General features: G+C 71.3%; 19 protein-coding genes. 7 read left to right on the top strand and 12 right to left on the bottom strand.

What is annotated here, in order from left to right; all coding sequences use genetic code 11:
• The first annotated feature begins 76 nt into the window (after positions 1–76).
• The gene (locus CRV15_RS02010; protein WP_003962549.1) at positions 77–916 is read left to right on the top strand and encodes a glycosyltransferase family protein; all 840 of its coding nucleotides are present in this window, start codon (positions 77–79) and stop codon (positions 914–916) included.
• On the opposite strand, the gene CRV15_RS02005 is transcribed toward CRV15_RS02010, so the two are convergent.
• Positions 889–1,563, bottom strand: coding sequence for a class I SAM-dependent methyltransferase (locus tag CRV15_RS02005; protein ID WP_157849186.1), 675 nt, complete (start codon positions 1,561–1,563; stop codon positions 889–891). The two genes, CRV15_RS02010 and CRV15_RS02005, sit on opposite strands and share 28 nt — an antisense overlap.
• Positions 1,564–1,819: 256 nt before the next feature.
• On the opposite strand from CRV15_RS02005, the gene CRV15_RS02000 reads away from it, so the two are divergent.
• Positions 1,820–3,847 carry a Gfo/Idh/MocA family protein gene (locus CRV15_RS02000; protein WP_230864186.1) on the top strand — a complete coding sequence of 676 codons (2,028 nt, stop codon included), beginning with the start codon at positions 1,820–1,822 and terminating at the stop codon, positions 3,845–3,847.
• Positions 3,844–4,416, top strand: a complete 573-nt coding sequence (locus tag CRV15_RS01995) for a hypothetical protein (RefSeq protein ID WP_003955910.1) — start codon at positions 3,844–3,846, stop codon at positions 4,414–4,416. The genes CRV15_RS02000 and CRV15_RS01995 overlap by 4 nt, the downstream gene beginning before the upstream one ends.
• Before the next feature lie 435 nt (positions 4,417–4,851).
• Here the strand turns inward: CRV15_RS01995 and CRV15_RS01990 are convergent, their stop codons facing one another.
• On the bottom strand, positions 4,852–5,970 hold the full coding sequence (locus tag CRV15_RS01990; protein ID WP_003962552.1) for a fatty acid desaturase family protein: 1,119 nt from the start codon (positions 5,968–5,970) through the stop codon (positions 4,852–4,854).
• An 8-nt stretch (positions 5,971–5,978) separates the two neighbouring features.
• A complete protein-coding gene (locus tag CRV15_RS01985) occupies positions 5,979–7,040 on the bottom strand; it encodes a ferredoxin reductase (protein WP_003955912.1) in 1,062 nt (353 codons plus the stop codon).
• An 86-nt stretch (positions 7,041–7,126) separates the two neighbouring features.
• Between CRV15_RS01985 and CRV15_RS01980 the strand changes: the two genes are divergently transcribed.
• On the top strand, positions 7,127–8,266 hold the full coding sequence (locus CRV15_RS01980) for a PucR family transcriptional regulator (protein ID WP_003955913.1): 1,140 nt from the start codon (positions 7,127–7,129) through the stop codon (positions 8,264–8,266).
• Positions 8,267–8,578: 312 nt separating this feature from the next.
• Here CRV15_RS01980 and CRV15_RS37340 read toward each other — a convergent pair whose 3' ends face one another.
• The gene (locus CRV15_RS37340; protein ID WP_009998045.1) at positions 8,579–8,710 is read right to left on the bottom strand and encodes a hypothetical protein; all 132 of its coding nucleotides are present in this window, start codon (positions 8,708–8,710) and stop codon (positions 8,579–8,581) included.
• A 74-nt stretch (positions 8,711–8,784) separates the two neighbouring features.
• On the opposite strand from CRV15_RS37340, the gene CRV15_RS01975 reads away from it, so the two are divergent.
• Positions 8,785–9,195 (top strand): DUF6027 family protein, encoded by a 411-nt coding sequence (locus tag CRV15_RS01975; protein WP_003955915.1) that lies wholly within the window; start codon positions 8,785–8,787, stop codon positions 9,193–9,195.
• A gap of 19 nt (positions 9,196–9,214) precedes the next feature.
• Here CRV15_RS01975 and CRV15_RS01970 read toward each other — a convergent pair whose 3' ends face one another.
• From CRV15_RS01970 to CRV15_RS01940, 7 genes are read right to left on the bottom strand one after another with little or no spacing between them, the layout of a single operon-like run.
• Positions 9,215–10,162, bottom strand: coding sequence for a dimethylarginine dimethylaminohydrolase family protein (locus CRV15_RS01970; RefSeq protein ID WP_003955916.1), 948 nt, complete (start codon positions 10,160–10,162; stop codon positions 9,215–9,217).
• Positions 10,143–11,396 (bottom strand): sulfotransferase, encoded by a 1,254-nt coding sequence (locus tag CRV15_RS01965; RefSeq protein WP_003955917.1) that lies wholly within the window; start codon positions 11,394–11,396, stop codon positions 10,143–10,145. Before CRV15_RS01965 ends, CRV15_RS01970 begins: the two co-directional genes overlap by 20 nt.
• Positions 11,389–13,320 carry a methyltransferase domain-containing protein gene (locus CRV15_RS01960; RefSeq protein WP_003955918.1) on the bottom strand — a complete coding sequence of 644 codons (1,932 nt, stop codon included), beginning with the start codon at positions 13,318–13,320 and terminating at the stop codon, positions 11,389–11,391. The genes CRV15_RS01965 and CRV15_RS01960 overlap by 8 nt, the downstream gene beginning before the upstream one ends.
• Positions 13,317–13,769: a rubrerythrin family protein gene (locus CRV15_RS01955; RefSeq protein ID WP_003955919.1), complete on the bottom strand. Its 453-nt coding sequence runs from the start codon at positions 13,767–13,769 to the stop codon at positions 13,317–13,319. Before CRV15_RS01955 ends, CRV15_RS01960 begins: the two co-directional genes overlap by 4 nt.
• 1 nt (position 13,770) lies before the next feature.
• Entirely contained in the window at positions 13,771–14,514 is a 744-nt protein-coding gene (locus tag CRV15_RS01950) for a class I SAM-dependent methyltransferase (RefSeq protein ID WP_003962554.1), read from the bottom strand.
• Positions 14,511–15,530 carry a sulfotransferase family protein gene (locus CRV15_RS01945; RefSeq protein WP_003955921.1) on the bottom strand — a complete coding sequence of 340 codons (1,020 nt, stop codon included), beginning with the start codon at positions 15,528–15,530 and terminating at the stop codon, positions 14,511–14,513. Before CRV15_RS01945 ends, CRV15_RS01950 begins: the two co-directional genes overlap by 4 nt.
• A 3-nt stretch (positions 15,531–15,533) precedes the next feature.
• Positions 15,534–17,198, bottom strand: a complete 1,665-nt coding sequence (locus tag CRV15_RS01940) for a B12-binding domain-containing radical SAM protein (RefSeq protein WP_009998049.1) — start codon at positions 17,196–17,198, stop codon at positions 15,534–15,536.
• Positions 17,199–17,385: 187 nt separating this feature from the next.
• On the opposite strand from CRV15_RS01940, the gene CRV15_RS01935 reads away from it, so the two are divergent.
• Together CRV15_RS01935 and CRV15_RS01930 are read left to right on the top strand one after the other, a co-directional pair.
• Positions 17,386–18,540, top strand: a complete 1,155-nt coding sequence (locus CRV15_RS01935; protein ID WP_009998050.1) for a sulfatase — start codon at positions 17,386–17,388, stop codon at positions 18,538–18,540.
• Positions 18,537–19,892: an MFS transporter gene (locus tag CRV15_RS01930; RefSeq protein ID WP_003962557.1), complete on the top strand. Its 1,356-nt coding sequence runs from the start codon at positions 18,537–18,539 to the stop codon at positions 19,890–19,892. Before CRV15_RS01935 ends, CRV15_RS01930 begins: the two co-directional genes overlap by 4 nt.
• Here the strand turns inward: CRV15_RS01930 and CRV15_RS01925 are convergent.
• Positions 19,800–20,777, bottom strand: coding sequence for a ParB and winged helix-turn-helix domain-containing protein (locus CRV15_RS01925; protein WP_003955925.1), 978 nt, complete (start codon positions 20,775–20,777; stop codon positions 19,800–19,802). The genes CRV15_RS01930 and CRV15_RS01925 overlap by 93 nt on opposite strands.
• Between the last annotated feature and the right edge of the window lie 91 nt (positions 20,778–20,868).

Raw genomic sequence — 20,868 nt, 5'->3', positions numbered from 1 at the left:
GCTGACCGCTCCGCCGGGCCCTCGACACCCGTTTCCCGCTCTTCCCCGCGACCGTACGAGAAGGGAGCGATCAGCCATGCCCGGAACCCGCGGAGTGTACTTCGTGGCCAATGACCATGTGGCGGAATTGGTCACCGCGTTTCTCAACAGCTTCCGTCTGACCAATCCCGATATCCCGCTCCGGCTGATCCCTTTCGACAGCGATTACGGGCGGATCGCCGCGCTCGCCGACCGGTACGGGTTCACCGTCTGGGCGGACGGGGCGGCACTGGCCCGGTACGACGAGATCAGTCTCTCCTTCCACCCGCGAACGAAAGGGCACTTCAGGAAGCTCGCGGCCTGGGAGGGCGAGTTCGATGAATTTCTCTACATCGACAGCGACACGGCGGTGCTGCGGAACATCGACTTTGTTTTCGGGCATCTCGCCGACTACGGCTTTGTCACCGCTACGTCGCATCTTCCCGGCCGCGCCTGGAAGGAGACCGTCCGGGATTCCGGACTGCTGACGGAGGAGCAGTACGGATACCGGGCCAACACCGGGTTCGTCGCCTCCCGGAGGGGCGCGCTCACCCCGGCCGGAATCCAGGCAGCGCTGCCGGGCGCCCGGGAGCTGGCACCGCATATGAAACTCGGCTACGAACAGCCGTTCCTGAACTATCTCATGGTCACCTCGGGGCTGCCGTACACCAGTCTGCACCGGCTCCGCACCACCACCGGTGATCCGGCCGTCCCAGCGGAGATCTTCGCCTGGACACCCGGGGTGAAGGCGAAGGACGGCGCGATCGTCCACCCCGTCGTACCGCCGCCGCTGCTGGTCCACTGGACGGAGCCGGTCAAGCCGGGCCAGGCCGACCCGGCGGACATCCCGCTCTACGATCTGTGGTGCCACTACCGGGACTTGCACACCCGTACGTAGAGTGACTGCTCGTCGTCGTGGCGCGGCGGGAAACCGGGGTGCGCGGCGAGCAGATCGGCCTCGGCGATCCGCTCGACGGAGCGGAAACCGGCCTGCTCCAGCGCCCAGGCCAGCAGTTCCAGATCGAAGAGATTGCGGTGCCGGCCACGGGCCTGGAAGAGGTCGTTGACGAACTGCTGGACGGGAGCGCCGTCAAGGGAGTAGTCCGGCCAGCGGCGACAGCGGTCCTCCTTCAGGGCGCGGCCCCGGTCGGCGGTGTAGGCGGCGCAGACCTTGGCCAGATCGGGGCAGGAGAGCCAGAGCACGGCATCGTCGGAGCAGACCCGGTACAGCTCCCGGAGGAGCGGGATCAGCTGACCCTTCAGCTCCAGATGCTCCACGACGTGCTGCATCACCACGGCGTCGACCGAACCGTCGGCGAAGGGCAGCCGCCCGGCCGCCAGATCGATATCACACTCGGATCCGGAGACATCGCAGTTGAGCCAGCCGGGAACGCGCCGGGCACCACAGCCCAAATGGACTCCGCGCGGCACCGGGGCACTCCGGGTGCCGCGCGCCCACCGCCGCTGCCGGAGCCGTGCGCGAAGACGGGCGACATCGTGCTCGACAAAGGAGACGGTACGGGGATCGAATTCCAGCTTACGCAAAGCCCAAGCCATCATCCGCCTTAGCCTGCCCGAAGAATGGCGTATGGTCAACCGGTCCGTGGCGCAGAGAATTCAGCCGTGTTCCGCGCGGCGCGATATTCCGCCGCATCCACGGCGCACAGGAATTGGCCCGTACCAGCAGGGCATGGTATTCGGTCATTCCGGCGACGGCCGGGAATCCGGTCCGCGCGTACTCTGGCCGGTGCCGGTGAATGCCGTGATGATCGGTGTCATCGCATTTCCCGTGGAGGCGCGCATGCGACAGGTGGTCCTGCCCGGTCCCGGCAGCTGTGAGATCGTCGAGCGGGACGAGCCGCCCGGCGAACCCGGCCGGATCGTGGTCGACATCGGGGTGAGTGTGCTGTCGCCCGGCACCGAGCGGGCGATTCTGCTGGACCGTCCGACGGCGGACGCCCGCTACCCGGAGCACCCCGGTTATATGGCTGCCGGGACGGTACGCGGCGGTGACGGCGCGGGCCCCGCCGCCGGGACCAGGGTGGCGGTCCGCCGGGCGCGCCACGCCTCCGTCGCCGTCGTCCCCGTACGCCAGGTGCGCGCGGTCCCCGAGGGCGTACCACCGGCCGACGCGGCGGTCTGGCAGCTCGCGCTCACCGCGCTGCACGGTCTGGAGACCGGGGAGCAGCGCGCGGGCGAGCCGGTGACGGTGGTCGGACAGGGGCTGCTCGGGGTCATCACCCGCCGGCTGGCCGCCGCGCTCGGTGCGCCCCGGGTGCGGGCCGTGGCCGCGTCGTCGGCGCGGGCCTGGACCTGCCGTACGGAACCCGGCACCGCGTTCGTGGCCCCCGACGACCACGACGGCGGCTCCACCCCGCTGGTGGTGGACGCCACCGACAGCGGTCCCGGGCTCGCCACCGCGCTGGCCTCGGCGGCGGACGGCGGACGGGTGGTGCTGCTCGGTTCGCCCCGGGCCGAGCGGGCGGACGTACCGCTGCGGCACCTCCACGACCGGGGGCTCGATCTGCGCGGCGCGCATGTGTCAGGGCTGTCCGAGGCGGACGAGGACCGGCTCGGGGATCTCTTCTTCACCCTGCTGGAACAGCGCCGTTTCACCGTACGGGATGTGCTGGCCGACTATCCGGCGCACCGGGCCCCGGAGGTCTACCGGCGGCTCGCCGAGGACCGGGCCTTCGTCAGCGCCGTACTGCACTGGGACACTCCCCGCCCGGCACCGACCCGGCTCCCGGCCCCGGCGCGGACCGCGCCCGCCGTCCGCCCGCTCCGCTTCGGCCTGCTGGGCTGCGGCGACATCGGTATCGAGAACGCCAGGGCGCTCGCCGCCGCCGACAGCGGCGAGGCGGAGCTGACGGCCTGCCATGACCCGGTCGCGGAGCTGGCGGAGGAGACGGCGGGGCGGTACGGCGGCCGGGCCGAGGCATCGGTGGCGGCCCTGCTGGCCCGTACGGATGTCGACGCGGTGATCGTCGCGACGCCGCACGACACCCATGAGCCGCTGTTCACGGCGGCGCTGGCGGCGGGCAGACATGTGCTGCTGGAGAAGCCCGTGGCCCAGGATCTGGCCACGGCACGGCGGATGGCCGAGCGGGCGGCGACGGCCCGGGAGCGCACCGGGATGCTTTTCCCGACCCGGACCGATCCACGGTTCCGCCGGGCCCGCGAGGCCATCGCGGCCGGGGAGATCGGCACCCCGCTCGGCGTCGCCACCAGCTATCTCACGGACAAGCCCGCGGCGTACTTCCTCGGTGGGATCAGCGGGCGGGTCGCCACCACCTGGCGGCTGTCGAAGGAGCGCGCGGGCGGCGGCTTCCTCATCATGAACCTCATCCATCAGATCGACGCCGTACGGGCGCTGATCGGCCGGGAGCCGGACCGGGTGTACGCGGAGACGGCGCCCTCGGCGACGGCGGCGGCCCCCGGGATCGAGGATGTGGTGGGGGTGGTGCTGCGGTTCGGCGGGGTGGTCGCCACGCTGGTCGGCAGTGCCAGCGCGGCGGGCGGCGGGGGGATGCGGACACGGGTCTGGGGCGAGGCGGGGGAGGTGTCCCTGACACCGGGGTTCACGCTCACCCGGCGAGGCGCGCGGCACCCGGAGGAGGGCGGCCCGGCCGAGCCCGCACCGTCCGCGATCGAGCTGCGGACCTGGGCGTTCACCCGCTTCGCGCGGGCGGTACGGGAGGGCGCGCCGGTGGATGTGAGCCTGGCGGACGGGCTGCGCACCCAGGCGGTGGTGGAGGCGGCGTACGCGTCGGCGCGGCTCGGGCGGGCGGTCTCTCCGGCGCGGCTGATGGAAGGGGGCGCGGCATGACGGTGTGGCGGCGGGTGGCGGGCCCGGTCGCGACGGCGGCGGAGCCCGGGGATGATCCGCGTCCGGCCCGGTCCGCCGACGACCCGGCGGCCGGGGAACCGCGTCTCGCCTGGTTCGCCGACGACCCGGCGGCCGGGGAGAGCTGGGCGTACGGCTGTCCGTCGCCGGAGGCCGCGGCCCGCGCCTGGGCGGCCACCGCCGACGCGGCGGCCCGCGTTGCCGGTGGGGCCTGTGCCCGGGTCGTGGGGGACGGGCTGCTCGCCCGTCTCGTCCGGCTGGCCCTGCCCCCCGGGGCCTCCCGGAGCACGGTCATCGAGACGACCGGCACCAATGGGGGCATCGGCGACGCGCTCGCCTCGGTCCGCCCCGGCGGCCTGGTGCTGCTCGCCGCCCGCCCGCTGCACCCGACCACCCCGCTGCCCACCTATCACGTCATCCATCTCCCCGGCGTCCGGCTGCTGCCCCTCGCCTGGCGGGACGGCACCGGCGAGGCACTGCCCGAGCCCCTGCTGTCGTACGCACTGCGCGGCCTTCCCGCCCACAGGATTCCCGCGGCTCCGAAGCAGTGAGATCCCGATTCCGCGCGTGATCCACCAGATCTGGTTCGGGCCCGAACCCCTCCCCACCTGGTGGACCGGCACCTGTGGTCACCATGTGGCCGCCCGTCCGGTCCGGGGTCGGTCCGCCAGGGTGCCGGTGGTGGGCGGGGCGGGCGGGCGGAGCCTGTGGAGGGCTTCGCGGAGGCGGCGCACGGGGGCGCGTGGTCGCAGCCGCGCGGGCCGACTCGTACGGTCGGCCGTCTGTCCGCACCGGCCGAGGGCCGACCTGAGCGCCGCCCGCGGCGCCGCGGGCAAGCGCATCCAGGCTGCGTGCCGGCGCCGAGGCGCTGACGTACCCCCGCCGAGCCGGCCGTAGCGCTTCGCGGGCGCCCACCGTCCGGAACGGATCTCACCGAACCCGGTGGTGCCACCGCTGCGGCCGCAAGGTCCGAACCCGTACCGGGATCAGGCCGCGACGAGCTCCTGCCCGCGGTCCGGCTTCTTGACCTTGGGCTTCTTGTTCGGCAGGGAGAGCCGGAAGACCTTGTACCACGCGGAGAACACCTGCTTGGGCAGCGGCCCGGTAACGTACTCCAGCTCGTACTTCTCGAACAGCGCGCGCACCTTCACCGCGACCTCGGCGTACCGGTTGCTCGGCAGGTCCGGGAACAGGTGGTGCTCGATCTGGTGCGACAGGTTGCCGGTCATGAAGTGCATGGCCTTGCTGCCGCTGATGTTCGCCGAGCCCATCATCTGGCGCAGATACCACTGGCCGCGTGTCTCGCCCTTGATCGACCGGCGCTCGAAGACCTGTACACCCTCGGGGAAGTGCCCGCACATGATCACCGAGTGGGTCCAGAGGTTGCGGATCAGGTTCGCGGTGAACGTGGCGGCGAGCGTGGTGAGGAAGGACGGGCCCGACAGCAGCGGGTGGATCACATAGTCCTTGAGCACCTGCTTGCGGATCTTGCGGCCCACGGCCCTGGCCCGCGCGCGGAACTCCGGGTTCTTGCGGCGGCGCTTGTGCAGGTTCTTGCCCAGCTCCAGGTCGTACGCCGCGATGCCGTATTCAAAGAAGCAGGCGTTGATGAAGTTCCACAGCGGCTGGCCGAGGTGGAACGGGTGCCACCTCTGGTCCTCGTCGACGCGCATGATGCCGTAGCCGAGGTCGTTGTCCTTGCCGATCACGTTGGTGTAGGTGTGGTGCAGCTCGTTGTGCGAGTGCTTCCACTGGTCGGCCGGCGAGACGTGGTCCCACTCCCAGGTGGTGGAGTGGATCTTCGGGTCCCGCATCCAGTCCCACTGGCCGTGCAGGATGTTGTGGCCGATCTCCATATTGTCCATGATCTTCGCCACGGACAGACCCGCGGTGCCGATCAGCCATGCGGGCGGGAAGATGGAGAACAGCAGCACGCCCCGGCTGACCAGCTCAAGCTTGCGTTGCACCGAGATGACCCTGCGGATGTAGGCGGCGTCCTTCTCACCGCGGTCGGCGATCACCTCGTCGCGGATCGCGTCCAGCTCGCGGCCGAGTTCCTCGATCTGCTCCGCGGTCAGATGGGCGGTGGGGTCGATGGCGGTCAAGGTGCTTCCTACCGTTCGATGTCGCAGGGGCCCGCCGCGGCGGACACGCAGGTCTGGATGAGGACGCCCGGCTCGGCCTCGGTGATCTCGCCGGTGCGCAGGTCACGGACGGTGCCCGCCTTGAGCGGCGTGACGCAGCCGAAGCAGATGCCCATGCGGCACCCGGAGGGCATGAGCACGCCGGCTCCCTCGCCGACATCCAGCAATGGCGTGGTGCCGTCCGCGTCGACGGTCCTGCCGGTGGTGCTGAACGTGACCTCGCCACCGTCACCGTCACCGACGGCGGCGATGGTGGGGCGGAAGCGTTCGGTGTGCAGGCGCTCGGGCACGCCGTGCCGGGTCCAGTGCTCTTCGGCGGCGTCGAGCAGGCCCGCGGGCCCGCAGGCCCAGGTCTGCCGCTCGGCCCAGTCGGGCACGAGTGCGTCGAGACGGCCGATATCGAGCCTGCCGTCCGTGTCGGTGTGCACCTCGATGAGACGCAGCTTCTTGTCCGCGACCAGCTCGTGCAGATCGTCGCGGAAGATCACGTCCTGCGGCCGTGGCGCGCAGTGGACCAGGACGACGTCGTCGAACTCGATGTCGCGCAGCATGCCCATCACCGGTGTGATGCCGCTGCCGGCCGTCAGGTAGAGCACCTTCGCGGGCTTGGTCTCCGGCAGTACGAAGTCACCGGTCGCCTGGTCGAGCTGGATCAGCGTGCCCGGTTTCGTCCTGTGGACCAGGTGGTTGCTCACCTTGCCGTCCGGGATCGCCTTCACGGTGATGGTGACGCGACCGTCCTGGCGGTCTGTCGGCGACGTGATGGAGTAGGCACGCCACAGGCGCACCCCGTCGACGTCGATCCCGATCCGCACGTACTGACCGGCGGTATGGCCGCGCCAGCCGCGTCCCGGCCTGATCACGACGGTCGCGGCGTCACTCGTCTCGGGATGCACGGCTTCGATGCGCCCACGCAGGTCGGCGCCCGCACGCAGCGGACTGACCAGATCGAGGTAGTCCGACGGCAGCAGCGGCGTCGTGACCATCTCCAGCAGTTTCCACGCCCTACTGCGGAGGGCTGCACTCGTCATGGCCCCAGCTTGATGCGCCTCAGGGCGTAAAGTCTTATCCGTAGGATGTGAATCTGATCGGCTGATTTGTTCGCAGGGAACAACGCATGACGCATACAACCCGGAGGGTCACTGAATTGGCCCTGGATGTGACGACGGTCACCGCGCTTCGGGCCGCGCTGAAGGGCACCGCCGACGAGGTCGTCCAGGCGATCATCGACGAGGTCCCTCCCTATGCCAACGCTCTCTCGGGTCGCATGGGCGGCACCATCCGCCGAGCCGTCCGCACCGCCCTGGGGCACTATCTGGACCTCGCGAGCGGGGACGCCACGGGCGGTGACGCCGGTGACGCGGCCTACGAGCTGGGCCGCGGCGAAGTGCGTGACGGCCGTTCGATGGATGCCCTGCTCAGCGCCTATCGTGTCGGCGCCCGCGTGGCCTGGCGATGTCTGGCGGCGGGTGCCGTACCCGCGGGTCTGCCCGCCGCCGAGGTCGCCAAGTTCGCCGAGCTGACCTTCGCCTACATCGACGAGCTCTCCGCCGCGAGCGCCGCGGGCCACGCCGACGAGCTGGCCGCCCGGGGCCGGGCCCACGAGCGCCACCTGGAACACCTGGCCCGCAAGCTCCTCGCCGGAGCGAGCCCGGACGTGCTGCTGGCCTCCGCCCAACGGGCGGGGTGGCAGCCTCCGGTTTCGCTGACCGCGGTCCTGCTGCCCGCTGCCCAGGCCCGGCCCGCCTACCGCGCACTCGACCCGAGCACCCTCGTCCTGGACGATCTGCCGGACGCCACGGGCGTGCTGCTCGTCCCCGATGCCGACCGGTCGCCTCTCTTGAGCCGGCTGACCGACCGCGCCGCCGTGGTCGGCCCGGCCCGGCCATGGACTCGGGCGTCCGCCTCGTACGCACGGGCCGTACGCGCGCGCTCCCTCTCCTGCGATGTCCGCGACACCGAGGAACACTTGCCCGAGCTGGTGCTGAGCGCCGACGCGGACGCGTTCGCGGACCTGCGTGCCCGGGCTCTCGCACCGTTGCGGACCTTGCCTGTCGCGACGGCACGGAGGCTGGAGGAGACGTTGCGGGCGTGGCTGCTGCATCAGGGCAGACGGGAGGAGGTGGCGGCGGCGTTGTTCGTCCATCCGCAGACAGTCCGGTACCGGATGTCGCAGCTGCGGGAGCTGTTTCCGGATCTCGCATCGCCGCAGCGGGTTCTTGAACTGACGCTGGCGGTCGGTCTCCGGGCCGACTGACGCGTACCCCGGCCGCCCACGACCGTTTCCGTGAGCGGTTCGGGATCGCGCCTCGCCCTCGGCGCCCCGGGGGGATTCCGTCCCTCCCACAAAGGGGGCCGGGTGCCGGGCCGTGCGCCAGGGTGAGCGCCGGTCGGATCACCGGAATGACCGGGACAGTCGGGGTGGACGACCCGTACGGGCCGTCCGAGGCACCCCAGCCGCGTACCGACCGCCACCGCCACCGCCTCTGCGTCTGCGTGGCGGGTCTGCTCGGCCTCCTGCGCGGGGACGCCCCGGCCCGCCCGGGTGCGGGGGGCCGGGGCGGTGCGGTCAGATGCGGTAGCCGAGGCTGCGCAGTTGCTGACGGATCGCCTCGTCGTCAGCCGTCACGGTGCCGCTGGCCGCGGCGCCCGAGTCGGTCGGAACGGGCGCGACGTGCTCCTCACGAAGGTTCTCGTTCACTGGTTCTCCCTTCCTGACTTCGGTGTTCATCCTTGCCCGGTTGGACAAGCTCGTGCCGCCCTTAGGGTGGCGGTATGGACGGCGACATGGACGACCTGGCCTACGACGCGACCGGTACGCCGGCGGTTCGGCTGCGCCGGTGGGAACGGTGCTGGCCACCGGACGATCCGCATGCCAACTTCAAGGCCGAGGTGGTCGACTACGGGCTCCTCGATCCGCTGGAGACCGTGCGCGGGATGTCCCGGAACCTGGACATCCCGGTCGGCGCGATCGTCCGGTATGTGCTGGCGAAGTGGGCCACCGGCGGCAGCGGCGGCCTGCTCGAACTCGGGCCGGTGATGGTGCCGCGCCTGTGGGAGCCGATCGCGGCGGCGGAGGAGGCCGGTTCCGACGAGCAGCGGCTCGCGGCGTACCACCAGCTCCGGCAGATGATCTCCTGGTTGAAGGTGCCGCTGGACGACCCCACGGTGTACCCGGCCCAGTGACCGGCCGGGTGACCGGCTCTCAGTGCTCACGGCGCACCACCCCGGTCACACAGCCGATCCCGCCGGCCGCCCGCAGGTACTCGCCGATGTCGATCTCGTCGACGGCCACACCCGCCCGCTCCAGCGTCCGCCGGATTCCCGGGCAGCCCGCGGGCATCAGCACCCGCCCCGGCGCGAGCACCAGCAGGTTCATTCCGCGCCGTACCAGCAGTTCCTCGTCCGGCGGCAGCGCGATCACCCGATAGCCGTACGCGGCGAGCAGCGCCGCCAACTCCGGTGTGCTCGCCGCTCGGTGGATCACGGCGGTGGACGGGTCGAGGAACACCACCGTCCCCAGCAGGTGCTGTACGCCCGGCGCCAGCGGCACCGTCACCACCCGCGCGCCCAGTTCCGCGACCGCCGAGGCGACCTCGGCCGCGCCGGCCGCGTTCGTGCGGAACCCGGTACCGACGAGCACCGTCGACGGGTCGATCCACAGCGCGTCGGCGCCCTCGAACACGGCGGTGCCGGACACCGTGCGCAGGATCGGGAACCCGGCCCCGGCCAGCGCGAGCGCGGCATGCCGTTCCTCGCCTGCCCGCTGCGCCGACGCCATCCGCGCCAGCACCGCCCCGGCCGGGGTCATCCAGAACAGGTCTCGCGCGAACACCACGTTCGGCGTCGCCGCGGGGGACGTCAGGTGCACCTCGACCCCGTTGTCCCGCAGCCGGTCCGCCAGCGCGTCGCACTGCGCCCGCATCGTCGGGAGATCCACCGGCCCGAGCATGAGCGAGGCCCCCGGCTGTCGCACCGCGGCGATGCTGTCCGGCGGGCGGACCAGCAGCACCGACCGCAGCGTGGCCGTCTCCGACCGGTACCCGCACGGCGCCCACACACCCCCGGCCGCGACCTCGTCCACATGCGAGGCCACCCGGGGGACCCACCCCGGGCCGCCGTGGGTGCTCAGCTCAGATCCAGTGGTCGTCACGGCCGTAGCCAAGCCTCTCCGCCATCGCGAGTACGTCGGTGCTCAGCGCGGACCGGATGTCCTCCTCCCGCGCCCGCCACCGGCCGGGGCGTGGTGCGGCGGTGGCCACGGTGGCGGCGATGCCGTCGGTCGCGACCCGCTTCAGCGGCCCGTCGAACGGGATGCCCAGCCAGTCCGCGATCCGCTCGACGGCGTCCGCGCGGGCGTGCGGACCGCTGATCAGGTCCTCGGATCGCACCGTGTGATCCGCCCCGTGCGCGAGTACCGCACGGTGGCTCGACACCCACTGGTGGGCGCAGACCCGGGGCAGGGCGGCGGCGGTGTACGAGGGCCAGCGGGGTGGTAGGTCGAACTTCCACCAGTGCCGGTCGGCCGGCCGCACATCGGCGTATCCGGCGATGCGCAGCGGTTCGTCCAGCCGGTACGCGTGGAACCCGTGGTGCAGCCACCCGTCGACCAGGCCGTTGATCGACGCGGCCGGGTTCCTGGTCAGGTGCAGCACCCGCAGCCGCGCGTGAGGGAACACCGCCCGCAGGAAGCCGAGCCGGTAGGCGTTGCCCGGCGTCTTGATCACCAGTGGCTTCGTGGCGAGGTCGTGTTCGGCCGCGGGCCGCCACGGGCGGGGGAGGACGAAGGGCGGCTCTTCGAGCAGCACATCACCGGGCGGTCCGGTCGGCCGTGGTCCCGGTGACTGCCCGGGAAGGTCGTAGTACCACGGGTTCACGCCGGCCCTGCCGATCAGCGCCCGCGCGAACCGGGGGAGATCACGGTCCAGTACCGCCTCGGCGGTCCGCACCAGGTCGACGGGGTCGAGGTCCAGCTCCGGCCACTGCACGACCAGCCGCCACGCCGCGTCCGCCGCCAGGTTCTCCACGCCGGTGCCGGGAGAGCCCGCGTCCAGTGCCAGTTCCGCCTCGAACAACGCCCGGGACCATGGCGGAAGCCCGTGCCAGTGCGCCGCGTCCAGCGCATCGGACCCGGTGCCGCTGTGCGGGTGGTCGAGGCCGACCAGCCGCAGCAGCGGATTCAGCTCACCGCGCAGGTGCAGCAGGTGCGGAGAGGAGCGCAGCAGCTCGGCGAGCATGCTCGACCCGCCCCGGGAACTCGACGCGACGACGACGAGATCGCGCACCTTCGCGCGGAAGTGCGGCACCGGCGTGCCGCGCAGCGGCCGCAGCGCCTCCAGCCCGCGCACGACCTCGGCGACCGGACGATGCACGGTGCGGCTAGGCATGGCCGGGTTTCCGCACCGAGTACACGCACCACCGCCACCGGTCGCGCACCGAGCCGTCCGGCAGCACCTCGAACGGGTGTACGGCGCGCACCTCGCGCGGCGCGTCGTAGTAGAGGCGGTGGATCTCCTGCCGGTTCGCCGGTGTCGTCTCGTGGGTGTCGATCCACCGGTCGATCGACTCCCACAGGAAGTACTCCTCCATCCGCACGTCGGTGAACCCGCCGCCGGTGAGCAGCGCCCGGAAGTCCTCCTCGCGGAACATCTGGTACAGCAGTGGCTGCTTCTTCTTGAACACGCGGAACATCCAGAAGGCGTCCACGTCCGCGTACGGCACGATCTGCCCGACGATGAACTGCCCGCCCGGCCGCAGCACACGGAAGATCTCCGACACCGGCCGTTCCGGCCGGGGCAGCAGATGCAGCACCTCCCGGGTGACCACGAGGTCGAAACTGGCGTCGGGGAACGGCAGGTCGTAGACGGTGCCCTGGTGCACGATGTCCAGCCGGGTGGCGGCGAGCGCGGCCATCTCCGGGGTGAGGTCCAGCCCGACCATCTCGCCGACCCGGCCGCGGAACGCGTCGCCGACGACACCGCTGCCGCAGCACACGTCCAGCATCCGCGCGTCCGGCGGCACCGCGCACAGCTCCGCGTGCTTGCCGAGCAGGTCCTCGTCGGTGAGCCAGGCGCACGAGTCGTGCCAGTCCTTCGAGCGGATGCCGAACTGTCGCTGGTAGACCGCGTAGTCGACCTCGACGGCCCGGGTCCGGGAGCGGGCCGTCCGCCCGGCCAGCCGCGCGGCGAGCCGGGCCCGGCTCGCGTCGATGGCCCGTTCGGCGATGCGGCGGGCCAGCTCCGGGTCGGCCGCCAGCGCCCGCCGCGCCTGCTCGGTGACGACGTCGAACACGCGGGCGCCCGCGTCGTCGTTGCGCAGGGTGCGTTTGGTCTGGCCGTCGAACCGCGCGTCCGGGGTGCGGATCGCGATCACCGCGGTCAGCCCCTCCAGGATGTCGACCACGGTCATCCTGTCCGCGGACGGGCCGAGGTGGTCGGCCACCACCCCGGCCAGCGCGCGGCGCAGGGCGTCCACATGCGACCCGCCCAGGTCGGTGCGGACGGTGTTGACGTAGCTGAAGATCTGCTCCGCGTACCCCTCGGTCCACTGGACGGCGGCGTCGATCACGCACCCGTCCCCGGCCCAGGCGATGGTGGTCGGCTCGGCGTGCACCTTCTCGGCGTCGTGGGCGCGGTACGCGAGCAGGCCCCGCACCCCGGTCGTCTCGCACAGCGACTCGTGCCGCCCGGTGCGGTGGTCGGTGAGCTCGACCCGCAGGCCCGGGTGCAGGTACGCGATGTCGAGCAGCCGGGCGTGCACCAGGTCCGTGTCGAGCAGGCAGGAGGAGAAGATCTCCGGGTCCGGGCGGAACCACACCCGGCTGCCGCGGCGGTCGCTGTCGCCGACCCGCTTGAGCGGGGTCTCGACCGAGCCTCGGGCGAACGACTCGCTGTGGTGCGCGCCGTCGCGCCACACATCCAGCCGCAACCACTCCGACAACGCGTTCACACAGGCCAGACCGACGCCGTGCAGCCCGGCCGAGGTCGCGTACGAGGAGTCGTCGAACTTGCCCCCCGAGTGCAGCGTGGTGAGCACGAGCTCACACGCCGGGACACCGGCCGCCGGGTGCGGGTCGGTGGGGATGCCCCGGCCGTCGTCGGTGACCGAGCAGGAGCCGTCGTCGTACAGCTCCACCGAGATCGCGCCGCAGTGCCCGGCGGCGGCCTCGTCCACGGCGTTGTCGACCAGTTCGAGCACCAGGTGGTGGGCGCCGTCCGGGCCGGTCGACCCGACATACATCGACGGGTTGCGGCGCACCGCCTCCAGCCCGGAGTGGACGGTGATGGCCTCGGCGGTGTAGTCGGTGGTCATGGCGCTCCGTTCCCGGCGAACCGCGGCTCGGTCAGCCCGGTGAGGGCCTGCTCCAGCCGGTCCACGTGCGTCGTCTTCAACGCGCACAGCGTCTCCAGCCAGCTCGCCAGATCGGCCACGCCGTCCGTGTGCGCCCGCGCCGCCAGGCCGGGGTAGCGTTCGGTGGCCTCCGCGAGGTCGCCGCTGATCGCCGCGGCGAGGTTGCGGCGGGTGTCGCCGAGCGCGTGGCCGGTGCCCGGACCGTCGCCGCCCAGCAGGTCGCGCAGCACATCCAGGTGCCCGTGGGCGGCGCAGGCCACACTCTCGGCAAGCTCGCCGAACACCCGGGCCGCCTCGGTGTGGCCCTCGATCTCGGCGACCCGTGCGCAGTAGGTGTACCGCGCCGCGGTGGCCGCCTCGGCGAGGAACGCGGCCCGCACACCGTCGGCGAGGGACTGGTCCGGTTCCATGTCAGACCCTCGTTCCCGAGGCGACGACGAACAGCATGTGGTCGGTGATCCGCCCGTCCACCTCGGCCACCGCGTGCTGTGCGCGGAACGCGGCTGACGCCCTCCCGTAGCGGTCCCGGATGGCCTGCCGCGCGTTCTCGCCGATCGCGCCGTTGTCCGACCACACGTCCACGTCCTCCACCGACACATACCGCTGCGACCGCACCGGGTCGCACCCCGCGCCCGCGAGCAGGGCCTCGACATCGCCGGGCCGGAAGAAGTGCCGCCGGGCCGGGTTGCGCAGCCGCAGGATCTCGAAGTACTCGTCGCGGTCGTCGTCCCCGTAGGCGCACAGGTGGGTCAGCACGATCCGCCCACCCGGCCGGGTCACCCGCACCATCTCCCGCACCGCGTCCGGCAGCGTCATGAACTGGATTCCCTGACGGCACACCACGATGTCGAACGTGCCGTCACCGAACGGCAGCTCCTCCGCCGGGGCGATCACCAGTTCGTCGAGCGTGTCGCGCGCCCGCTCGGCCATCTCCGGTGTGATGTCCACGCCGACCAGCCGCCGCACCCGCCCGGCGAACAGCCTTGACACCAGTCCGGTGCCGCACGCCACGTCCAGGACCGCGTCGCCCGGCCGGGGCGCGGCCGTGGACAGCATCAGCTCGCCGAGCGTGTCGTCGGTGCACCAGGAACTGGACCGGTCGTAGCCGCTCGCGCGGTCGGCGAAATGTGTGCGGACGTTTCCCGTGCTGTTCATCTGCTCCCTCCCGCCGGAACCAGGGCGCGGCCCGGTGCCGCACGGCGGCGCAGCCGGCGGACGGTGGCGTCGCGCCGCCAGCGCCGGAAGTGGTTGCGGTCGGTGCGCAGCGATCGCGCCTCCACCGCCAGCCGCACCGCGAACCCGCGCAGCGCGACGCCGAACGGACCGGGGACCGGTTCGTCCAGCGAGGCCCCGTCGAACGGGTAGCGAAGCGTCTCCATCGCCCGCGCGGCCACGCTCTCCACCTGCCGCCGCTCCCGGTCGGACAGCCCGCTTCGGTGGGCGCCGATCCGGGCCGTGGTGATCGGGTCGCCCGCCGTGCGCCAGGACGCCGACAGCGACGCGGTCACCCGGGCGTTGCCACGGAGGTGGTGCGCCAGCATCGCGGGCTCGACCGCCTCACCGATGGCATCGCAGATCGCCCGGATCTCCCGCTCGGGCGCGGACACCAGGTCCTCGTACCGCACCAGGTGCACCACGCCCGGCCCCCACCGCTCCAGGGCCGCACGGGCGAGCTCCTGTTCCGCCGTCCACCGCAGCGCCATCCGGTACGGGTGGCAGTGGCCGAACACGGCCCGCTTCGCCGACGCGGCCACATCGCGGGGATCGCGCACCAGCCACAGGAACCGCGCGTCCGGGAGTTCGGCGAGCACCTCGTCGACATGCTCGACCATGAACGTGCTCTTGCACCCCCACCGGGCCGCGCCCTCCGCGACGCGGTACTGGTCGTAGATCGCCGACACCACCCCGAACAGCGACGGGCCGGCCGCCTCCGCCACCGCGGCCCGGTCGATCACATGCGGCCACGGGTGGATGTGGTTGCGCAGCAGGCACATCGCGTCGCCCACCATCGCGTCGACATCGCCGTGGTACGGGATGCCGGACAGATACCGCATGAAGTGCGGCGGGTGCGGGACCGCGATCCGTGAGTGCGCGTCGAGCACCAGCCGCAGCAGGTTCGACCCGGAGCGCTCGGTCCCGATGATCAGGATCGGGCCGTCCTGAGGGGACACCGGTCAGACCCCGGCCGTGAGCTTCTTCGCGCCGCAGTGCATCAGGGTGCTCCCGATCGCGGCCACCTCCGGGTCGGCCACCTTGTCCAGGGTGTACCGCTCGGAACCGGGAACCAGTGGCGCGGCGGCGGAACTCCACTCCGCGCGCCAGCGGGTCCCGGCGTACGACGTCGACCGCTCGGTGCCGTCGGCCGACTGCGGGTGGAAGTACTCGAAGTGCTCCGGCCAGTGCCGGAAGTCCATCACCGGGCCGGGCTGATAGGCGTCGTACACCCGCTTGTACGCGTCCCGGCAGACCTGCTCGGGCAGCCCGCTCACGTTCAGGAACTCGTCCTCGTGCAGCGCCTGTTCGATCGACAGCCAGTTCAGATGGTCGATCTCGGAGCGGATCACCTTGTTCCGCCGCGCGTCCTGGTACACGGTCGTACCGGGCATGGCCGACAGATACTTCACCCGGGTCACATGGTTGTACTGCTCGGCGAACTGCACCATGTGGGACAGGGACTCCTCGGTCTCGTTGGGCAGACCGACGATGAGCAGCGAGCCGAACCGCACGCCGCCGTCGAACGTGGTGCGCATCGCGCGGACGGTCAGGTTCTCGCTGCTGCCCTTGCGGGCCTCGCGCAGCACCTCGGTGCCCAGCGACTCGACGCCGTACAGGATGATGTCCGCGCCCGCGTCCCGCATCGCGTTGATACGCGGTACGTCCATGTCGGCGCACCGGGTCAGACAGGTCCACCGCAGATCGTGCTGGGAGATCGCGTCGCACATCTCGATGGTCTGGCCGCGGTGCGAGCTGAACGTGAGGTCGACGAAGAAGCAGAACTCCACGCCGTACTGGGTTTTCAGCCAGTCGAGGTCGCGGTCCATCTTCTCCGGCGACTTCGCCCGCACCTGCGGGGTGGTGCGGTAGCAGAACGAGCAGTCCATCTTGCAGCCGCGGCTGTAGGACGAGATCACCTGCGGCTGCATGCCGAGCGGCGACCGCGACTGAGGCCACAGGTCGAGCCGCATCCTGGGCAGCGCGTCGAGGTCCATCATCTGGCCGCGCGGCGGCGTGCGGCGCGCCTTTCCCTTCTCGTCCCGGTAGCAGATGCCCTTGATGGCCGGGAGGTCCCGCTGCCAGGAGCCACGGGCGTAACTCTCCATCAGCTCCAGGATGGTGATCTCGCCCTCACTGATCACCGCGATGTCGCAGTCGGTGTCCGACATGAAGACCGACGGAACGGAGGTGACCAGCGAGCCGCCGCAGATGATGGGTATGTCCGGGTGCGACTCGCGGACCATCGCCATCAGCGTCCGGCAGAACGGGAAGTTGTCCTCGAACGTGCACACACCGAGCACATCGGTGCCCTTGATGATCTGCTCGTACGCCGCCCGCAGCGGGTTCGGGGTGTAGCGGACGTCGACGATGCGCACCGGGTACCCGGCGTTGTGCAGCACGGTCGAGATGTACGTCGCACCCTCGTAGGGTGAGGTGAGGAAGAACTCCCAACCGCGCGGCATGGTGAACGGCGAGGGCCCGACGACGAGGGTGAATCTCGGCAGCGCGGGATCGGTCGGCACCGGTTCGGCGTCCTGGTTGCGCATCTGCTCGATGTAGCGCTGGTCGACGCCGCCGTTCGCGTCGGCGTACAGCTCCAGGGCCAGGGACAGCTTGCGCGCCATATGGATTCTCCCTCGCGTCACGGTCGTGGACGCTCCGCCGGGCAACTGTAGTGAGGCGATGTGCTGTTCGGCACGGGTGTTCATACCGCGTGGTTCTTCGTTGTCGTACGCGGGGAGCCCGTTGCTAGCCTTCGGTGCCGCCGGCGTCGACGGAGGAATGTCGACGGAGGAATGCAGAGGAGTCCCGGTGACCGCACAGCCGAACATCCTGTTCATCTCCCTGGACACCGTCCGCGCCGACGTGGCCTTTTCGGGGAAGTACCCCGGTGTGGAGCGGCTGCGCGCGAGCGGGGTCAGCTTCACGCAGGCGATCTCGTCGTGCCCCCTGACGCCGGTCAGCCACGCCACGGTGTTCACCGGGCTCCAGCCGCCCCGCCACGGGGTCAGGCACCTGTTCCGCGAAGCGCTGGACAAGCGGGTGCCGACGCTGGCGGAGTGCCTGTCGGCGGCCGGGTACACGACCGGCGCGGTGGTGTCCTGCCCCGGCCTGAACCAGTGGTACGGGATGGACCGCGGGTTCGACTTCTACGACGACGAGATCCCGCTGCTGCCGGACGGCCGGGACCCGCTGTCGGTCGGCGACGTGAAGCTGCGCGGGCTGGCGCTCAAGCGCGCGCCGCTGGTGGTCGAACGCGCCACCCGCTGGCTCCAGTCGCTGGACGGCGCCGGCCCGTTCTTCCTGTTCGCGCACTTCTTCGACGCGCACTGGCCGTACGAGCCGCCGGAGGACGTCGGCGTCGAGGTGGCGAATCCGTACGAGGGCGAGATCGCCTACACCGACCACTATCTCCAGCTCCTGCTGCGCCGCATCGCCGAGCTGGGCCACGACATCGCGTCGACGCTGGTGGTGTGCTTCTCCGATCACGGCGAGGATCTGGCCGGGTGGTACCCCAACGATCACGCCGGCGACCTCGGCCACCCGTACGAGGAGGGCCACGGCTGCCTGCTGTTCGACGCGACCCAGCATGTGCCGCTGGTCATCAGCGGCCCCGGGGTGCCGGTGGGGATGAGCGTGGACAGCCAGGTGCGGCTGGTCGACATCATGCCGACGGTGCTCGACCATCTCGGGCTGGACCCGCGGCCGTCGGACGGAGCCTCGCTGACCGAGTTCTTCGCGGGCGGCACCGGGGCGTCCCGCGAGGCGTACTCGGAGACCTACTTCCCGCAGGAGCGGGCCGCCGCCTCGGACGACTACCCGGACCTGAAGGCGCTGCACGCGGTGCGGGCGGACGGGCGGAAGGTGATCTGGGAGGCGGACGGGCGGCAGGTGTGGGCCTACGACCTCGCCGCCGATCCCCACGAGCGCGGAGGGCGGGTCCTCGTGTCCGATGAGGACGCGTGACACCGGGGGTGGCCCCGGCGCCTCGTTCGGTCCGCCGGGTGCTGATCGCGAGCACGATCGGCACCGCCATCGAGTGGTACGACTTCTACCTGTACGCGACGGCGTCCGCGCTGGTGTTCGGCCCGCTGTTCTTCCCGGGATCGTCGGCCGCGGGCGGTGTGCTCGCGTCGTTCGCCACCTACGCGGCCGGGTTCGTCGCGCGCCCGCTGGGCGGCCTGCTGTTCGGCCACTTCGGCGACCGGGTGGGCCGCAAGTCGATGATGGTGTGGACGTTGCTCGTCATGGGCATCGCCACGTTCGGCGTCGGCCTGCTGCCCACCTATGACACGGCCGGTGTCCTCGCCCCGGTCCTGTTGGTGACCTTGCGCGTCGCGCAGGGCATCGGCATCGGCGGCGAATGGGGAAGCGCGGTGCTGCTCACCACCGAGCACGGCCCGCCCGGACGCCGGGGCTTTTTCAGCAGCTGGCCCGCGATGGGTTTCGCGGTGGCGTTGTTCGGCAGCAACCTGACCTTCGTGCTGATCTCCGAACTGCCCGAGGAGGACTTCCTGACCTGGGGGTGGCGGCTGCCGTTCCTGGCGTCGAGCGTCCTGATCGGCATCGGTGTCTGGGTCCGGCTGGGGGTCGAGGAGTCACCGGAGTTCGTGCGTGGCCGGGCGGAGAACCGTGCCGCCCGGGTGCCGGTGATCATGGTGCTGCGGCGGTGGCCGCGCCGCGTGGTGATCGGCATTCTCGCTTCGCTCGGCACCGGGTCGGTGATCGCGATGTTCACCGTGTTCCTGGTGGCGCACGCGGCGGAGGCCGGGCCGGAGGTGCGGTCGACCGTGCTGACCGGGCTGATGATCGCGGCCCTGGGCGAGTGCGTGACACTGCCGGTGTTCGGCGCGCTGTCCGACCGGTTCGGCCGTCGGCGGGTCATGGTCTTCGGCTACGCGGTCGCGGTGGTGGCGATGGTCCCGGCGGGCGCCTGGCTGTCCTCGGGTGATCCGACGCTGGTCGCCCTGGTGTTCGTCCCCGCGCTGACCATCGCGCACGGCGCGATCTACGGCGGCCTGGCGGCGTTCCTGGTGGACCTGTTCCCGACCATGGTGCGGTTCTCCGCGATCGCCGTGACCTACCAGGTGGGTGTCACGATCTCCAGCTTCTGGCCGCTGGTGGCGGTCGCGATCACCGGTGGCTCCTCGGCGCTGCTTCCGGTGGTCGCGCTGTTCGCGGTGGTCGAGGTGGTGGCGGCGATCGCCGTGGCGTGCGCGCCGGACTCACGCGCTGACGCGGACCTGGCCGCGGACCCGGCAGGCGAGCGCGGACCAGTCGGCCGCGCAGTCCATGGCGAGGTCGGCAACCACCGGTGACCAGCGCTGGGGGACGGCGGCGGCGAGGCGGTCCCACTGCGCGGCGTCGAGGGTGTTGGCGTCGAGCAGCCGCAGGAGCGCGCGGCCGATCTCGGAGAACCGCAACGACGGATCGGTGCGCAGCGAGAGCAGGAACCGGCCCCGTTCGGCGCGCGGCATGCCGTTGGCGCCGGTGTTGTCGCCCGGTACGTTGTTTTCCGCGCGATGCCCGGCGGAAAGGCGATGCCGTGGCGGAACAGGATGCTCGCCCCGGCGCATTCTTTCCCGGACATCCCGGGCGGTGCCGACCGATATTCCGGCGATTCGGGCAATCTCCCGCAACGAAAGATCTGGATTGTTCGAAATCGCCTGACTGGCAATCGTGCGTCCGTGCGAGGCATCGAGTGGCCGCACTTTCCCGTCGCGGCCGAGGCGGGTGTTCAACTGAGTCATTTCCCCGGTTGAACACTGCCGGATCGCGGCCACCTTCTTGGTGGACAACCCGGCTGTCGACGCGATCAGACGGTCCGACAAGTGCGGATGCGACGAGAGGATACGGGCGGCGGCGGCGGTGCGGTCAGCCAGTGTCAGTGGCAATCCCTGGGTCACGTTGGCGCTCACGGCCAGCATGAACGCGTCCTCCTCGGTGCCGTCGACATACCGCACACCGATGGTGGCGTCCCCGCGCAGCTTGGCCGCGCGCAGGCGGTGCACGCCGTCGAACACCTGCATGGTCGGCCGGTGCACCAGGATCGGCGGGAGGTCGTCCGGGCACTGCGTGAGCGCGCTGACGTGGTCGGGACTGGAGCCGGCGACCCGTACGAGACGCGTTTCGATTATCTGATCGACCGGCACGAACGCCGGTGGTGTGTCCTCTAATCGTGTACCCAGTGATGTCCCGCTCATCCGAACTCCTCCAGATGGGCCAACCCATTTCCGAGCACGACTTGGGCATGCTCGGCAGCGCGTAACTGATCAGGTCTCGGGAAGCGGCTAC

Origin of the sequence: Streptomyces clavuligerus, assembly GCF_005519465.1 — a bacterium.
In the GTDB taxonomy this organism is placed as follows: Bacteria; Actinomycetota; Actinomycetes; order Streptomycetales; family Streptomycetaceae; genus Streptomyces; species Streptomyces clavuligerus.
This window is presented reverse-complemented; position numbering and strand designations above follow the sequence as displayed.

Excerpts from the sequence above, each read along its gene's own strand:
- CRV15_RS02000 (WP_230864186.1), top strand. The coding sequence starts at position 1,820 with ATGCGACAGGTGGTCCTGCCCGGTCCCGGCAGCTGTGAGATCGTCGAG.
- CRV15_RS01940 (WP_009998049.1), bottom strand. The coding sequence starts at position 17,198 with ATGGCGCGCAAGCTGTCCCTGGCCCTGGAGCTGTACGCCGACGCGAAC.
- CRV15_RS01995 (WP_003955910.1), top strand. The coding sequence starts at position 3,844 with ATGACGGTGTGGCGGCGGGTGGCGGGCCCGGTCGCGACGGCGGCGGAG.
- CRV15_RS01960 (WP_003955918.1), bottom strand. The coding sequence starts at position 13,320 with ATGACCACCGACTACACCGCCGAGGCCATCACCGTCCACTCCGGGCTG.
- CRV15_RS01950 (WP_003962554.1), bottom strand. The coding sequence starts at position 14,514 with ATGAACAGCACGGGAAACGTCCGCACACATTTCGCCGACCGCGCGAGC.
- CRV15_RS02010 (WP_003962549.1), top strand. The coding sequence starts at position 77 with ATGCCCGGAACCCGCGGAGTGTACTTCGTGGCCAATGACCATGTGGCG.
- CRV15_RS01955 (WP_003955919.1), bottom strand. The coding sequence starts at position 13,769 with ATGGAACCGGACCAGTCCCTCGCCGACGGTGTGCGGGCCGCGTTCCTC.
- CRV15_RS01925 (WP_003955925.1), bottom strand. The coding sequence starts at position 20,777 with ATGAGCGGGACATCACTGGGTACACGATTAGAGGACACACCACCGGCG.
- CRV15_RS01980 (WP_003955913.1), top strand. The coding sequence starts at position 7,127 with ATGACGCATACAACCCGGAGGGTCACTGAATTGGCCCTGGATGTGACG.
- CRV15_RS01965 (WP_003955917.1), bottom strand. The coding sequence starts at position 11,396 with ATGCCTAGCCGCACCGTGCATCGTCCGGTCGCCGAGGTCGTGCGCGGG.
- CRV15_RS01985 (WP_003955912.1), bottom strand. The coding sequence starts at position 7,040 with ATGACGAGTGCAGCCCTCCGCAGTAGGGCGTGGAAACTGCTGGAGATG.
- CRV15_RS01975 (WP_003955915.1), top strand. The coding sequence starts at position 8,785 with ATGGACGGCGACATGGACGACCTGGCCTACGACGCGACCGGTACGCCG.